Origin of the sequence: Terrimonas ginsenosidimutans (assembly GCF_022012415.1) — a bacterium.
Classification (GTDB): Bacteria; Bacteroidota; Bacteroidia; order Chitinophagales; family Chitinophagaceae; genus Terrimonas_A; species Terrimonas_A ginsenosidimutans.
In genome coordinates, this window is the sequence record NZ_JAKLTR010000002.1 from 294211 (window position 1) to 311149 (window position 16939).

Consider the following 16939-nt stretch of genomic DNA (forward strand, 5'->3'; position numbering starts at 1 on the left):
CGGTTGGTTAGCGGAGTAAGTTTTAAAGTTTAATAGTTTAACGTTAAGTTTTCCAGCATGGTCGGTTATGTCACCGCAATTGCAGGAAATCTTCCCTTCAGTAACATCTGACTTCAAAAACAGCGGCAGGAATGTTATCTGCCGGGTGCTCACATTTTATCAATAGTGTGTCCGTAACCAACGGTGTTCGCAGTGTAATGGTGTTCCGGGATTGGTAGTTACCCGTAACACTTTCCACAAGGTTTCCCTGACCATCATAAATGTAATAATTCCTGATGCAAAAGGGCATTACACTTTCAGGATGATGCATTAGCACCGATTCCATCGGATGATCAAAGTCCGTATCAAAACTGAGTTGAATGGATCGAATAGTGATCGCCTGATCCCACTTAATAATAAGTGAAGGGTGCGGGTCAGCAAGACTGCCCGCCCACGCGTTGGGTGACAGGTAAGGGCGTGCATATCCATTGTTGACATTTGAGGCGGAATAGATATGCAAAGGCCTGGAAAAACTCATTGCGAGATTTTGTCCTTCAGGGCGACGCTTTGGCGTCCAGAATTCGAAGGTATCAATGCCGATATCTTCCGGCGGTGTTTGTACACCTGTATTGGAAACAGCTTTGTTTTCCGCCTGGAATAAGGAAAGCAGGCCTGTCAACCTGGCGTTGGAGAGATAGGCTGCTACTGCCGGGTTCTTTCTTAATACCACAAATACATACTGCTGTTCGGGGATCTCTGTGTCAAAATGTAATTCGACGCAGTTCCTCCCTTTTTCCAGTTTGATCTTTTTTTCTTCAAGGATCTGGTCCGGAGTGAAGCTGGAGGTACGGCTTGAAATTGCGAGATGGATAGTGACGGTTGTTTCTTCTTCCGCCTGCAAATGGAAGCGGATCGCGGGTAATTTCCCGGCATCTGCGGGCAGGAGCTGAGCGATACCGGTTTCCATCGGGTAGATTTCTCCGTTTTCGGGAAGCGACAGTAAGGAGAATTCGCTTGTTGCTTTTGCTTTTCCGTTGCGGGCGAGATCAGCTTCATCGCCATTGGTAATACCTGGAATGAACTGCCCGCTTTTCAGCAGGCGTTGCTGCAGTTCCCGGATATGATCAAGCACGTTGGCGGGAAGGATCTTCCGTTCATGGGCGATCACCGCTGCCATCGCAACCGCCTGCGCGCTATTGGCAGAAGTGCCCATGACCCGGGTGGAACCGTAGGCAACGTGCGTGGCGCTGATCGTTCGCCCTGCAAGGAAAAGGTTGGAAATATTCCTGCTATATAAACTACGATAAGGTATATGGTAAATCCCTTTGCTGTGCCATTGATTGCAGCCCGGTAGTTCGCTGAATACGCCGTCGGCAGGGTGAAGGTCTATAGACCAGCCTCCGAAGGAAACTGCATCATCATATTGTACCTGTTCTACGATGTCCTGTTGCCTGAGCATGTAATCACCTTCAAAGCGGCGGCTTTCGCGTTTGCCGGGAATGGTGCCAACCCATTCAAGCGTGTAAGTTTCTGCTTCGGGAAAATTGCCGGAGTTCTTGATATAATTCCAAACGCCATATACCACTTTCCACAGTTCCCATTTGATCTGCTCCGTTGCTTTAATTGTGTCCAGCCGGCCTCCATACTCGATCCACCAAAGCTTACAACCCTGGTCTTTCAGGCTGAAGGTTTTGTAGCGGGGAACTTTCCTGATATCATCCAGCGCGTAAGCGGGAGGAATGAACCGCACCGGCTTACCCGTATCTTTCGAATAAAAATAAATACTGTGTCCAAGCAATTCACCGTATTCTTTTGAAGGAGCGAATTTTTCGCCGAATTCATCCCTTGATTCAGCGCCCATTCTGAATGCAGCGCCGGCCAGAAATGCGACCACTCCATCGCCGGACGCATCGCAGAAATAAGGAGCTTCAAAAATGTATGTTGTCTGATTCTGACTGCAAAAGCCGGTGGCAGCAGATATTGTATCGTCGTCTTTTTTTGATACTTCATACACTGCTGTATTCAGGAACAGCCGGATGTTTTCTTCCTTTATTACTTTTTCCAGCATAATGGTGTCAAAGATCACCGGGTTTCCTTCTGGATTGCGGTAGGTATTTTCCACAAGCAATTCATCGATCAGTCCGCCCTCGCGTGACCAACGATTATTATTGCCCATATGAGAAGTGGCGCCGAGTATCCAAAGGCGTACTTCGCTTGATGCATTGCCGCCGAGCACGGGCCTGTCCTGCACCAATACCACGTTCAGACCTTCTCTTGCGGCTGTGATGGCGCTGCATACGCCACTAACGCCTCCTCCAACAATAACAAGGTCTGCATTTACTTTTTCACTGAAAAGACTCCTGGCATTTCCGCCTTCATTCACTATCATGTCTTCCTGGGTTGCGCTCGTTTAGTAAGATCGATGGTCGATGCCAGATATTTGGTCGGCTAATACAGATCTTTATAACTGGTTTATCTTATAACCAGACAGTCATAGTTACGCCGACGCAGCCTATTTTACTAAACGATGCTATTTGTCAATAGGATTAAATTATTTCCAGTCAGGGTTCTGTTCGATCATCGGGTTTGCAATGATCTCGATCTGTGGAATAGGGTAATATTTATGTTTGGGTTGTGGTGTTCTGACAGGATAATCTGCGTTTATCGCAGTAGGGATCACCGTCATGAATGTGTTTGTCCTCGTCAGATCATACCAGCGGTCGCCTTCTCCATAGAATTCCCAAGAGCGTTCCCTTAATACTGAATCGATAAAAGCTGGTTGGGAGAGACCGGCAGTGAGGTCAGGGATCTCTGCACGTCTTCTTACAGCATTGATATAACCGTATGCGGCAGTCGTGGCACCACTTTTACGAGCTTCGGCTTCTGCGGCAATCAGGTATGCATCTGCGTAGCGGAGCAGGTAAAGATTGTTGCTTGCATACGCACCAACAGAATTGGGGTCTTTTAGTTTAGCCATGATCACGAGGTCTTTTGTAGCCAAACGTGTATCAATGTTCGCCTGTGTCACTGTTGCACCAGACCCATTGATATAGCTTGTTTGCATCAATGCTTTTCTTTTATCCTGGTTGAAGAACGAGTTATAGAATTTGCTGAAAACATACATCCCGCCAGCGCCGCCCTTATTCAGATCGGAAATGCCGAGTGGTGCGTAGAAATAGTGAACCTGTGACTGACGGATCGGGTTAGAGGTATTGTTCAGTTCAACGGCAAACATTACTTCCGTACGCGCGAGGTCTTTTTTTGCCACGGTAAACAGGTCTATCGCCGAAGGAACAAGTGTACATTTTCCGGAACTGATCACCGCCTGCGCTGTGGCTAATGCTTCGTCCCATCTTTCATTATACAGTGCTGCCTTTGCATGCAGGATTTGTGCGCTTTGCTTGCATACACGGCCCTTGACCAGCGATGATGAATAGTCGGGAAGCATTTTTTCTGCTTCACGGAGATCGGTCAGGATCTGATCATATACTTCATTGATCGGTTTTTTGCCAACGAATGCGGCGTCGATGGAATTGGTCGCCGTTGTTTTAACAACGATGCTTCCAAAGTTCTTGGCGAGCATCCAGTGAAAGAATGCCCGGAGAAAGAGTGCTTCGCCAACGATCGCGTTACGTCTTTCAGTATCCATGTTCACACCTGGAACCTTTTGGATCACCCAGTTTGCGCTTTCGATTCCCTGGTAAGCGCGCTTCCAGATCTCCAGGGGGGATTCATTTGCGCGGCTGAAACTTGTTTGTACGGAATAGGGAGGATCATAAGTATAAGTGGTGATCGAGTTTCTTCCTACCACGTTCCTTGGAAAGATCTGATCGGCTGCCCAGTCTGACGCGAAGAGTGGCGCAGCACTGCTGTACATTACATACAGGTTACCATAGACCGCAGTGATCGCTGCTTCAGCTTCTGCTGCGCTTGAATAAAAGTCCTGCGTATAGATGGACGAATAGGCCGTTTCTTTCAATGCCTTTTTACAGCTGGTGAAAGCGACCAGGAATATGCTGATATATATAAGCCTTTTCATAAAATGCATTTTAAAAAGTGATTTGCAAACCGACAAGGAATGAACGGGAGAGTGGGTAAACGATGTTATCAACACCAAACTGCGTGTTTGAATTACCAAATGAGCCGACTTCAGGATCAAACCCTGTGTAGTCTGTAATGGTGAACAGGTTGTTTGCGCTTACATAAGCTCTTGCTGAGCCGATGCGTTTTGCTGTAAAAGAGTACCCAAACGAAATGTTCTTGCAACGGAGGAAAGATCCGTCTTCCAGGTAACGGTCAGATAAAGGCAGTCGTCCGCCCTGGCTTCCGATCGATGTCTGGTACTGGCCTCCGGTATTTGTTGCTGACCAGCGATCTGCCAGGCCTGCCAGAACGTTACGTCCACCCAGTGGATTTTCCAGTGTCCAGCGCGCAAGGTTAAAGATCTGGTTGCCCTGTACTCCTGAGAAGAATGCGGAGAAGTCGAATTGTTTGTATTTAAGGTTCGTGGAGAATCCGTATACGAATTTCGGATTTGCATTGCCGGTAATGATCCTGTCAGCATCGGTGATGCGGCCATCAGGTTTTCCGTCAGGACCACCTGCAATATCTTTTACGCGTTGTGTTCCGGGGCGGGGATTGGTTACCGGCTGCCCTGGAATGATCGGATCGCCGGTCTGGAATAAACCATCGTACACATAGGTTTTGAACAGACCTAATGGCTGACCGACGACCAGTACGTTATAGTTGTTAATAGCCGTTTCTCTTGTTGAATCATCTGCCAGCTGCAGCAGTTTGTTGCGGTTGATCGTAACGTTTGCACTCATACTCCATCTCCAGTCGCTATTGCGGATGATATCGCCACCAAGCGAAAGCTCGATGCCTTTATTCTCCAGTGAAGCAAAGTTGCCTGCAACTGTTTCGTATCCGGAGGACAGGGGAAGATTCTTTTTGAAGATCAGGTCGTTTGTCCTTTTCAGGTAAACGTCTGCAACAAAGTTCAGGCGGTTGTCAAAGAAATCTGCTTCGATGCCGATATCTGATTGAACGGATGTTTCCCATTTAAGATCCGGGTTAGGTACTCCGGTTGGCAATACTGCTTTTGTAAGCGCGTTGTTGAAGATATAATCATTACCAGCGGAAACGATCGCGAGTGACTGATAAGGATCCACAGCGGCCTGGTTACCGGTTTTCCCGATGCTTGCCCGTAATTTTAAATTAGTGATCGCGCGGATGTCAGACAGGAAGTTCTCGCGTTTCATATTCCATGCAGCCGATACCGCGGGGAAGAAGCCCCATTTGTTATTGTCGCCGAACTTGCTGCTTCCGTCTGCCCGGGCAGTGACGTCAACGAAATATTTTCCCTGGAAGTTGTAGTTGATCCTTCCGAGGTAAGATACGAGGTTGTCTTTTGTTCTGCCTGTATTGACTGAGAAGTTCCTGGCAAGCTGCAAGGCTTCGTTGGTGGTGGCGTCATTCACAAAACCATAACCGATCATGTAGTTATAGTTACTGTTATTTTCCAGCGTGCTGAATACTCCGGTTACTTTGAAATTATGGTCAGTTCCGATTGACTTGTCGTAAGTCAGAATACTCTCGTGCATCAGGCGAATGAAGTTGTTATTCATCTTCATGCCGTAACCGCCTAATCCGCCAGCGATGGTGATCTCCCCTGCAGTAAAAGCGGAAGCGGGGAAGTAATAATCCGTCAGCGCGTTGTTGGTATAGGCGCTGAGGTTGGCGCGGTATTTCAGTCCTTTGAGAATGCTGAAATCGAGGTACACATTACTTAGTACCGTATTGGTGCGGGTGATATCCATTGTTTGTCCACCCTGTACCGGATTCCGCAATTCGGTATAGAACGAGCCATAAGGCTGATCCCGCCAGGCGAGTACATTCCCGTTCGCGTCATACGGTTTCAGATGTGGCGGAGCACTGAGTGCAGCGCCAATGAGCGATTGCGTCAGACCGCCGCCATCATTATTTACAGATCCTGTTTGGATCCTGTTATTGACAGAACGGGTGAAGGTGGTAGTGGTGCCAACTTTCAGCCAGCTTTTTACAGCATGATCCAGGTTAAAGCGAACTGCATAACGGTCGAACTTTGATTTCAGCACGATACCTTCCTGTCCGAAATAGTTCAGCGACATCAGCACTTGTGTTTTATCATTACCACCGGAAAACCCAACCTGGTGATTCTGGATAGGAGCTCTGCGAAATAGCACATCCTGCCAGTCTGTACCCACCCCAAAGGAGTCAGGCTGCGGGAAGCGGTTATTGTTATAGATCTCATTTTCTATTCGGGCGAACTGAGATGCGTTCAGTACAGGGATCGTTTTAGTGATCTCCTGCATGCCGTAGTAACCATCATAGGTAATATTGGAGAAACCTGCTTTACCTCTTTTCGTAGTGATGATGATCACGCCATTTGCTGCCTGTGAACCGTAGATGGCAGCGGCAGATGCGTCTTTCAGCACTTCGATCGACTCGATATCGTTTGGGTTAAGGAAAGAAAGAGAGCTTACCTGGTTGGCAAAGCCGCCAACGCCACTGATGTTTCCCAGTGTAGACGGGCCGGAAACGCCACTAGCGGTGGAGTTCTGAAGTTGTACTCCATCTATAATATATAGTGGTTCGGAAGAGCCATTGATCGAGTTGGTTCCGCGCAAACGAACACTGATGCTTCCACCGGGAGCGGCATTGTTCTGGGTGATCTGGAGACCGGCAACCCTTCCCTGTAACCCCTGTGCGAGGTTGGCAACAGGGGTTTGAAGGAGGTCTGCGGCCTTTACAGAAGTGATGGCTCCGGTCACTTCAGATTTCTTTCTTGAACCATACCCTACAACAATTACATCATCGAGGCTGATGTCTTTCCTTTTCATTTGTACACGGCCGGGGCCACCGGCACTTAGGGAAAGCTCTTGCTCTTCGAAGCCTGTGTAACTGATAATAATAACTGCGTTGGATTTAACACCGGCAAGAGTGTAAGACCCATCTTCGCCGGAGGTGGTAGCCAGTTTTTCGCCTTTGACGCGGATGGTTGCCCCGGCGACGGGTGAACCGGCATCGTCAACAACTGTTCCTTTTACTGTCTGGGTTTGTGCCTGCACCGTTATCATAAGGAGCAGGGCGATCAGGGAAGTCAGAGCCGGGCGGAGTAAGCCCGGTGGGAATAGATTTCTCTTTTTCATAAGCATCAATCGTTAAACTAATAGAGTTTGGCTGCGGTGAACTTTTATGCAAGCAGGTGTAATTTACAGTGGATAATCATTCCGGGTACGTGCCTCGGAAAGAGGAAGTATCGGGAACGATTTCGGGACCGTTCCCGATAGAGAGGGAGGATCGCAAAGAACGCAAGGAGGCGGGAAAGGCGCAAAGAATTTCAGTCCCTCGCGTCCGTGGCAGTGCTTTGCGTTCTTTGCGATACTCCTACGCCAGTCGCTCAGAAATTTTCATTATTTTCCGCGTGGATTATGCAACTCCGGATCCGATAAAACGTATTGCCAGTGATAAAATGCACGAAATGTAATGAGGTAAGTGGGATCGCCAGGGCTGGACAGGTCAGAGGGAAGCAGCGATATCATTGCAAACACTGCAATTATTATTTCACTTTTCAATCTCCTCCACCAGGTAAAAAGAGCTCTCCGGCGCATCATGCCACCATTCTCGATATCGCGCATAAGCTTAAGATCTCCAAGTCTACCGTTTCCCGCGCGTTACGGAACAGCGCCGATATCAACCAGGAAACACGTGATGCTGTGTTGAAAATGGCGCAGGAGCTGAATTATGTTCCCAATTACTTTGCATCGAGCCTGGTCAGAAGAAAAAGTTATTCAATAGGGATCGTTGTGCCCGAGCTGATCACTAATTTCTTTTCACAGTTCATCATCATTGCGCAGAAAGCCGCCTCACTGGCTGGTTATGAAGTGGTGATCTGTCACTCGAACGAAAGCTTCAGTAATGAAGTGGATGTGCTGAAACGGCTCTTTGCCTACCAGGTGGATGGGGTATTGCTATCGTTAAGCAGTGAAACCAAATCGCTCGACCATTTACAGGTTTATAGTGATGCCGGTGTGCCGGTGGTATTGTTTAACCGGGTGAAGAATAAGCCGGGATTTCCAACTGTCCTGGCAGATGACTACCACGGCGCTTTTATCGGTACCGAACACCTGGTGAAGAATGGGTATAGAAATATCGGTCATATAGGCGGGCCCGGCAATCTGCAGATCAGCAAGAACCGCTTTCGTGGTTACAGGGATGCGCTTACAAAACACGGATTGGAATACAATCCCAACTGGACGATCTATCATGATCTTAGCCAGGCAGATGCCTGTAAGTGTGCAAAGACCCTGCTCGATAAATCATCCAGGCCGGATGCTGTATTCGCCGTAAATGATCCCGCAGCGATCTATCTCATCATTGAAGCGAAAAAACGTGGTCTTCATGTCGGGCCGGATCTTGGGATCGTTGGCTTCAGTAATGATTCGCGCTCCGAAGTGATCGAACCATCGCTTACCACGCTTCAGCAGCCTATTGAACAAATGGCAGAGACATGTATCCATTTACTGCTGAACAAGATCAAAGACGATCGGTTCGCCATACCTCCGACAACCGTTCTGAAGACAACGCTGATAGAGAGGTGTTCGTCGAAGAAGGAAGGCGCAAGGGGGAAAGAGTTTAAAAGTTTAATAGTTTAATAGTTTAATAGTTTAAAAGCCTGGGATGCTTTATCAGGCGAATGTTGAACCCTTTTGGTAAACTCAGTGGAGTCTGTCAGTTGTAAAAATCTTTAACTATTAAACTATTAAACTATTAAACTCTTAAACTTTTAAACCTTCCTCCCTTCCTCAATAACAATCCATCAGGATCTTATTATGCGACTGATAGTAGCTTACTTCTTTATGGTTGATCCGTTTAAATGCTTCATCGAGGATCTCCAGAACATCTTTCTGCATGGCCAGTGATCCGCAGATCATGATCACGGCGCCTTCCTGCATTTTTTGTGCAATAGTTTCCTGGTCGCGGCGGATCAGGTCATTTACATACTGCTTATCCGCTTCGCGGGAATAAGCCAGGTGAAGTGTTTTCAGATTGCCTGCCTGAAGTTCCTTACCGATCGGATCCTGGTAGAGTTCAAAAGAAGCGCTGGCGCGGAAGCCGCAATAAAGATGGGTTTCCGTTTTCTTCTGATTGTTATGGATCATTCCCAGGAATGGTGCGATGCCCGTGCCATTACAGATCATGAAGACCGCAGGGACTTTTGACGGGAAATGGAAATGAGGATTTCTGTCGACGGCAGCTTTTAATGCCTGGCCTTCCTGAAGGTTATACAGGAACCCGGAACCCAAGCCATGCTGATGAAGTTTTATGCTCAGCTGGATATGATTGTTGACCTTTGCAATAGAATATAATCTTTCCCGATAATCATTTGCGGGATAGATTGCCAGCAGGTCACCGGAAGTGAACCGTAGCCTTTTATCCGGTTTCATAGAAATAAGGAATGAGCCATCTTCCGTTTTGACAAGCGTTTTCTTTACTACGGTCAGATCGTGCAGGCGTTTGGGTTTACCCGCGAGCGAATCGACGGAGAAATTCAGCGGAAGCTCAATTTTTGCGGAAAGCAATTCCATCCATTCGCCAAATGCAACCGGAGATTTATCATTGATCGTATGGATCTCCAGCAAAGGCGTAGCCCAGGGTTGCATCGAAAGCGACTGGTGTACATCGAAAGCGAACTTGCAGAAATCAGGATATGATTTTGAACCGAAGCCCAGCACAGAAAAATGAACAGGATGAGGTTGTGGAGTTTTCTCCAGGATCTGCAGAAACTTTTTTGAGTTGGCGGGTGGATCTCCCAGACCATAGGTTGCCGTCAACACAAGAATCTGTTTTGCTTTTGCAAACGTGGTGTAATTATTCAGTTCTGTAACAAAGCACTTCTGGCCATTCTTCAGTAAAGCCTGGTAAAGTGCTTTTGCGAATTTATAGGTAGTCCCATTCTCTGAGCCGACAAGAATGATATACTCGCAATCATCTTTCTTGTATTTGTTTTTCGTGCGCCCGCCGAGACGTTTGAAGGTGATCGCAAATCCTGAATAGATAAAGAACAGGATATTGGCGGAAGCAAGGGCCAGCACGATCGCCCAGATGGCGCTTGTCCGTCCCGTATGCAGGTTAAGACTTAGTTCGGTCATTAATACAGAGACGGGGTACACAGATTCACTCAGCAGGTCCCCCGTGATCTGGTTCACCGTCACTTCCCTGTCTTTCAGTTTAAGCGTGAAGTAATCTTCCACATCTTCCGAGAAAGGGAATTCGATCTCTCTTACCTGTGAAAGAGGTGTATTTGCAAAGATCGCGAATTGCGAAAGGTCTTTTTGCGGGTCAGATTCGATCTTGTCAAAGTCTATGTTCTGGGTTACTTTATGATCCGGGATGATCTTGAATCTTACAAGGGAAAGATATGTACCGGTCAGTGCGATCAGCAAGACCGGGATCAGCAATAAACGTCCAAGCTGAACGTGGTAATACTGGAAGAAATTCTCCCTGACGATCTTCGTGAAGAATCTTTTGATCCCTCTTTGCCGCTGGATAATGAGTGCGATGCCTGAGATCGTGATCAGTAAAAGCAGGAAGGCTGTCAGCCCGATAAAGAACCTACCGAGTTCATTTAAGAACAAAGAGCGGTGAAAAGATGTAACCCATTGAAAGAATTCACTTTTTTTCTGTGGCGTGCCAAGGGTTTCACCGGTACGCGCATTTACGTATACGGTAACACTTTCGCCGTTATCGTCTATTCCATTGACGGTAACAAAGTCGTTTGCATCTATTGTAACGGTTGTTACTTCCGCAAATTTCTTCTTAAGGACCGGAATGGTTTGGGCAATAGTAAGCTTGTCGAGATCTTCGACATTATATGGCTGGGTTTTGGCGGCAACCGGTTCAAATGCGAGAATGATCCCGGTTACTGAGGCCAGCACTAAAAGCAAAAAAGAAGATACAGCCAATGCCAGGTGGCTGTATCTCCAAACAGATATGGTCATTGTGTGATAGAAATAATTAGTTCAGACTGAAACGCACATAGCGAATGTAATTCGGGCCTTCTGTTTTTTTAGATAAATTTTCTTTGGTTAAGGGGATTTCAATGTCTTTTTCATGGTATTTCTGGTCTTCAACGGCAGTTTCGAACCGGAGTTTATACCCGGCATCTACCTTAACATCTTCAATTTCAAACATGGTCATACTGCGGTCACCACCTGCAACGGAGGCGCCGGTGATCGCACTGATGTTGGACGGCTTCTTCGTATTAAACTTGTGCCATGCTTTGATATGGTCATACCATTTTTTATCAGGGCCCATTACGTACAGGGTTTTCTCATACTCGTCCTGAGGGTTGATCAATGACACTACAATGTAGGCAGCTTCGCCAACATAATTGGTCATCTGCACCATGCATTTGTATTTTGTAAAGCCGGGTTTCTGCGCGATAACAGCTGTTGAAAAAGCCGCAAATGCGAAAAGGAATAGAACGGTTCTGGTGATGTTTATCTTTCTCATAACTTATTTTAAGAAATCAATGGAGACTTTGTTTTTGGTGAGGAATTCATTTTCTTTTGCCAGGTCAAACGCTGTTTCGCTGAAATCAGTCTGAACTTCTTTTTTTGCACCAATTGATAAAAGATATTTCAGGATATTATCGTCTTTGGCGGTTAAAGCAGCTTTGTGCAGAGCTGTCAGTCCTTCGGCATTTTTTAAGTTTACGTCTACTTTAAATGCTTCGATCCTTTTCAGCAGGGGAAGGCCGTTCCTGTAAAGCACCATATGGTAAAGCGTGTTTCCGTTCTTTTGCGGAACAGTTACATCAAGCCCTTTTGCCTGAAGTAGTTTAAGTTTTCCTTCAAAGGCTTCCGGGCGTTGTACGTTGTATGAATGGACAAGGTAGAAGGTCAGGTTATATCCTTCTGCATCCACCACTTTGGTATCTGCGCCTTTGTTTAACAGCATGGTCACTATATCAGGAGAGTTTCTCCGTACGGCCATTGATAAGGCCGAATTTCCTTTTTTGTTCACCTGGTTGATATCTGTTACATAAGGCATGAGGAAAGCAAGCGTTGCGGTGTCTGCGTTGAGGTAAGCGGCGTTCATAAAGGGAGTGGTGCCGTCAGCATTTGCCTGGTTGATATCCACGCCTTTTGAGATAAAGTATTTGATGATCTCTTCCTGTTTTGCTCTGCGCACAACGATATGAAGAGCATTGTCCCCGTTGGCGGACACACCCCTGGGGTCTGCTTTCAATGATTCGAGATACTGGAACAGTTCCAGTGTTGGAGTGGTAGTGCCGCGCCCGCCCACGCTTGCCGTATACATGATATTCGGACTGAACGTAACGCCTTTTTCCACGAGTTTTTTCAGCACGTCGATGCTTCCGGATCTTACGGCATAATCAAAGGCAGTGCTTCCCACGGAGTCTTTGCTTTTGATGTCGATGCCTTTTGAGATGAAGTATTCGATCAGTTTGAAGTCTTTATCATATGGAGCGATCAGCAGCAGTGCATTAGTGCCGCCGCGTGCGATCTCTTTTTTGGGGACGATGCCGCCGCTGATGCAGAGATCATATACTTTGGTATTGGCCTGGCCGGTAGCAGCGGCCAGAGTAAAGGGGGAGTATCCGAATTCATCATAAACTGTTACTTTGGCGCCTTTGGAAATCAGGTATTCCATGATGTCCGTATTGCCGCGGTTGGCAGCCCAGAACATATAGGTCCTTCCAGCTGAAAAAGGTTTGTTTACGTCGATACCCTGTTGTGATAAGAGGAATTTGATCACTTCGTTATCGGCAGAGGCGTTGATGGCGAGTGCTGCGGCGTCGAGGCCATTCGCGGAGACGGTAGTGGGATTGATCCCTTTTGCGATCTCTGCCTTTACTTTTTCGATACCGGGTTTCTCCCGCCAGAAGGCAGATTCTGTCAGGCTGCCGGATTGAGCGTATAATAATGCCGGAAAACCTGCAAGAATTACCAGGATAGTTTTTCTCATACTCAATTTATATAATGGTCTGTTTTAAATAATAAGGCTGGCATCGTTAGTACGATCGTATCCGGATGTGGCGGCTTTAGAAAAGCGGCGCTGAACAAACAGATCATGATCCAGAAATGAAACGAAGTGCAGTGAAGTAACCTGGGTGCCGCGACCGTCTGTTATCCGTATGCCGGAAGGCAGGGCAGTTATTAAGGGATCATCCCGGGAACTTTTGTTGGAACATTCGCTACAATGCTCAAATTTCCGCATGCAACATGTTTCTTGTTTTCGCGATCAGGAAAAAGAGGAGTATGATCCGGGAAAATGTATTCATTTTACAGTGTATTGACAATCCGGACCGGGATGGAGGGGATTTTTTGAATTAATGGGATGGCGGCTGATAAGATCAGGAGTTCATTTTGATCTTGTTTATAGTATTGATCGCTTCCTGGTATACAATTTCAGCGGTAGTTGTGGCGTAGTAGTGTTACAGTGATCTGATCCATGTTTTGTGTTTAATAAGATTGAAGCCGGGTGAAATGAAATTTTCGGCTTTCAGAAGAAGATCTGCGTAACCTACGCCGGCAAAAGCTGAAGAATATCCCGCATCAACAGCGCGGCCCCTTTCTTATTAGGGTTAGAGTTGGGTAATCACGCAGGGTCATGTTTTGATTACTCCGTATGTGGTATTGCCCCGAGCTGAAGATGTCGTATTTTCAAGCATAAATAATCTCAATGAACAAAGCCATTATCATAGCGGTAACGGTTGTTATCTGCGCAGGTCTCGCATTCTGGTTGTTGCGGGATACATTCAGGAAGCAGGAAGAAACGGAGACGATGTATTGCGGGCCGGACAAGACCTTGCCGGTTAAGGTGTTTATTAATCCGTCTCAGGCTTATCCGGTATTTGCGCAGGATTATACGTCGCGGGTGGAGGCGAACCTCACGGTCATGGATTCTATTCAGCGAATGACCTCTCCGACAGTAGGCGGGGCGCTCGGGTTGGAGAGTGATGTGGTCACGCTCCGGCAGGATCTCTCGCAGGAGAGCATCCGCATGGAGATCCTGATGAAAAGTAATTTTTATGCGTATAATACGCGTCCCTGCGATAGCGCGGTGAGCCGTCATTACTTTGAATTCCTGGCATTGATGGCGCAGAAAACGGGCGAGCTTGATAAGCTGAGCTCGAGTCTGACAGAAAAACCAGCAGAAAGCACGGTAGGTACGGATTCTGTGCAAACGCTTACGATTGTCAGAGATACGGCGAAAATCAGGCAATCGCTTCAGTACTTCAAAAAGTCATATCACTTCATTAAAGAAGATAATGATCCAACCCTGACTCCTGATATGCGGTCAAAGCTTTCGAAAAAGGATGTACTGCTGGTAAGGCCACGCTGATATTGATTGTTATTTACAAATCAGTTCCTTCCTTCTACTCAATAGCGGGCGGTGGCAAATGGAGAGCGTGCTTTCTTTGCGCTGTAATAATTTCAACACATGATCCTCTTTATAGCCGGACAGATCGCCATTGGTATCCAGGTCATTTTGCTATTGGTTTGGGCATACAGTATGTTCGGCTCGACTAATGGCACGGATCCGGCAGGGCAAGGCACCGCTTTTACCCTTTTGATCGGGTTCGCTTCTTATATAGCGATCGCAATTTTTCTGTTGCTTACAAAGAAAACCGGACCAATGGTCGGCGCGCTGGCCATGTCAGCGCTGCCTATTACCATCGTGATCGTCATGTGGCTGAAAGAAATCAAACAATAGGATTTGCGATCTTACCTGAATGTTTGATCAGATTATGTCTAAGATGTGATCATAAACGGCTATATACACGCTGTATAAATCAGGTGTTTTTACGATGATGTCAGTCGCGGAAATCTATATACATTCGCTTTATCTTCTCGCCCTATTATAACCCGCTAATTCGGATCCGGTTGAACGTTCTATTGTCCCGGTCTTCTCTGTGCGTTAATGGTCATTGTCTCAAAGTATTTATTCCTTAACAAATGTGTGGGGCCGGTGCGTATCAAGTATCCTGAGACCGTTTGTCTGTTGACAAATCCCAGGTAGCTGTGATCATCCTTTTCCCTCTTGTATTCTACCATATTTATTAAACCTTAATCACTTTTTATGAGCCAAAAAGACTTTCAGGTTGTGGGTACAAATTCACAAGCCTTATTTACATTAAAGATCCATCGCGGGGACGGAATGGCATTAATTGCCATGAACTGGAAGAATAGCAAAAAGCCACCAAAAGACTTTGTAGGTTTTGCAATAGAGTACAAAGAACCGGGCGGTGATAAATATTTTGCGTTATCTAACAGGATCTCCTTCAAAGATAGTGGAGTGGTGTCTGCTTCCCGGAAATCGTCACTCTTATCTCCGTTTCAGAAATTCCGGTGGGTTCATTTTCCTATGAATCCGGAAAAGAAAGGCCTGTATACGTATAAAGTTACACCAGTGTTTATGGATAAAGATGATCAACTCACTTATGGAAAGTCACAGCAGGCTAAGCTACAGCTTCGAAGGGAAACGTATCCTAAGCAACTCAATATCGCATATACGCGTGGGTTTGTTTCATCTCAGGCTTTTGCAGAAAGATATTGCTCAACCAATGAGGAGGTCAATACGCTTATTCCGGGTAGTTCCAAAGAGGGAATAAGGTTTCAGCCAACGCATCCTAAATCCGGGGAAGCGTTAGCCTGGATGGGGTTCGAAGCCCGCCAGGTGATCAATGATCTGCTTGATCAGGCAATTGCAGATCAGACAGCACAGGTAAAGGTGATTGCATATGATCTGAGCGAGGGGAGCATTGTGCGTAAGCTAGAAAAGCTTGGCAACAGGCTTAAGATCATTATTGACAATGATGGCGATCATGGCGAAACCGGCTCCGGCGAAAATCAGGCTGAGAAGATCCTGAAGCTGTCTGCCGGAAATGAAAATGTGATCCGTCAGCATGCAGGTGGGCTGCAGCATAATAAGATGATCATTGTTGACGGTAAAAAGATCAGGGCGGCGCTCGGCGGCTCTACCAATTACTCATGGCGCGGGTTATTTGTTCAAAGTAATAATGCCGTGGTGGTTCATGGGGAGAAAGCGATCAAACCATTTGCTGTTGCATTTGAGAACTACTGGCTTCAGGGAGACGGGGTGTCTGTTTTTGCAAAATCCAGCTCTGCGGAGTGGTCTGATCTGGGATTGACCGGAATAAAAGCGAAGGTTTGTTTCTCACCGCACAATACTGCTAATTCTGTACTGGATAAAATAGCACAGGACATCAATGCTGTAAACTCCAGTCTTTTCTTTTCGCTTGCATTTCTTAATCAAACGCCAGGAACGATCAAAGAGGCGATCAAACAGATAAAGGACGACGATCAGATCTTTTGTTACGGCCTGGCGGATAAAAAGGTCGGCGGGCTGGAGTTGACCAGGCCGGATGGGAAAACATCGGTTGTGAGTCCAACTGCTTTGAAGAAAAATCTTCCCACCGCGTTTAAGCGGGAGGTAGACGGCGGCAGTGGGGTGCGTATGCATCATAAGTTCCTTGTGCTTGACTTTAACAAGCCTTCAGCCCGGGTTTACACAGGCTCGTATAATTTTTCAAAAGCTGCTGACGGGAAGAATGGTGAAAACCTTTGGCTCATAGAAGATCGACGTATAGCCACTTCTTATGCCATTGCATCACTGGCCATGTTCGATCATTATCACTTTCGTGTAATACAGGAACAGGCAGCGAAAGCAAGAATGGAGATCGTGTTGTCAAAACCTCCGCGGACAGCAGCGGAAAAAGCGTGGTGGGAGGAAGATTATACGAATACAAGAAAGATCATGGACAGGAAATTGTTTGCATGACCGGTTGGTGCTGCAATGGTATCGTGGATAATCCTTTTACCTGGTAAATAATAATAACGCCCGCATAGCCTGCGGGCGTTATTAT

General features: G+C 46.7%; 10 protein-coding genes. 4 read left to right on the forward strand and 6 right to left on the reverse strand.

Translation table 11 applies throughout. From position 1 onward, the window contains the following. Nucleotides 1-97: 97 nt before the first annotated feature. The 3 genes from LZZ85_RS03765 to LZZ85_RS03775 form a co-directional block, all read right to left on the reverse strand. Nucleotides 98-2368 carry an FAD-dependent oxidoreductase gene (locus tag LZZ85_RS03765; RefSeq protein WP_237868607.1) on the reverse strand — a complete coding sequence of 757 codons (2271 nt, stop codon included), beginning with the start codon at nt 2366-2368 and terminating at the stop codon, nt 98-100. Nucleotides 2369-2530: 162 nt separating this feature from the next. Then, entirely contained in the window at nt 2531-4018 is a 1488-nt protein-coding gene (locus LZZ85_RS03770) for a RagB/SusD family nutrient uptake outer membrane protein (protein WP_237868608.1), read from the reverse strand. A 10-nt stretch (nt 4019-4028) separates the two neighbouring features. Then, complete coding sequence (locus LZZ85_RS03775) at nt 4029-7169, reverse strand: SusC/RagA family TonB-linked outer membrane protein (RefSeq protein WP_237868609.1); 3141 nt, start codon at nt 7167-7169, stop codon at nt 4029-4031. Nucleotides 7170-7484: 315 nt separating this feature from the next. On the opposite strand from LZZ85_RS03775, the gene LZZ85_RS03780 reads away from it, so the two are divergent. Next, nucleotides 7485-8675 (forward strand): substrate-binding domain-containing protein, encoded by a 1191-nt coding sequence (locus tag LZZ85_RS03780; RefSeq protein ID WP_237868610.1) that lies wholly within the window; start codon nt 7485-7487, stop codon nt 8673-8675. Nucleotides 8676-8825: 150 nt separating this feature from the next. Here LZZ85_RS03780 and LZZ85_RS03785 read toward each other — a convergent pair whose 3' ends face one another. The 3 genes from LZZ85_RS03785 to LZZ85_RS03795 are packed head-to-tail and all read right to left on the reverse strand — an operon-like array spanning nt 8826 to nt 13014. After that, nucleotides 8826-11021: a PepSY domain-containing protein gene (locus LZZ85_RS03785; protein ID WP_237868611.1), complete on the reverse strand. Its 2196-nt coding sequence runs from the start codon at nt 11019-11021 to the stop codon at nt 8826-8828. A gap of 16 nt (nt 11022-11037) precedes the next feature. Continuing rightward, nucleotides 11038-11535: a DUF2271 domain-containing protein gene (locus LZZ85_RS03790; RefSeq protein WP_237868612.1), complete on the reverse strand. Its 498-nt coding sequence runs from the start codon at nt 11533-11535 to the stop codon at nt 11038-11040. A 3-nt stretch (nt 11536-11538) separates the two neighbouring features. Continuing rightward, nucleotides 11539-13014, reverse strand: a complete 1476-nt coding sequence (locus LZZ85_RS03795) for an ankyrin repeat domain-containing protein (protein WP_237868613.1) — start codon at nt 13012-13014, stop codon at nt 11539-11541. A gap of 717 nt (nt 13015-13731) precedes the next feature. Here LZZ85_RS03795 and LZZ85_RS03800 point away from each other — a divergent pair. The 3 genes from LZZ85_RS03800 (at nt 13732) to LZZ85_RS03810 (ending at nt 16854) form a co-directional block, all read left to right on the forward strand. Then, nucleotides 13732-14394, forward strand: a complete 663-nt coding sequence (locus LZZ85_RS03800) for a hypothetical protein (protein WP_237868614.1) — start codon at nt 13732-13734, stop codon at nt 14392-14394. A 99-nt stretch (nt 14395-14493) separates the two neighbouring features. Further along, nucleotides 14494-14766: a hypothetical protein gene (locus LZZ85_RS03805; protein WP_237868615.1), complete on the forward strand. Its 273-nt coding sequence runs from the start codon at nt 14494-14496 to the stop codon at nt 14764-14766. Between the two features lie 366 nt (nt 14767-15132). Then, nucleotides 15133-16854, forward strand: coding sequence for a phospholipase D-like domain-containing protein (locus LZZ85_RS03810; protein ID WP_237868616.1), 1722 nt, complete (start codon nt 15133-15135; stop codon nt 16852-16854). The last annotated feature ends 85 nt before the right edge of the window (nt 16855-16939 follow it).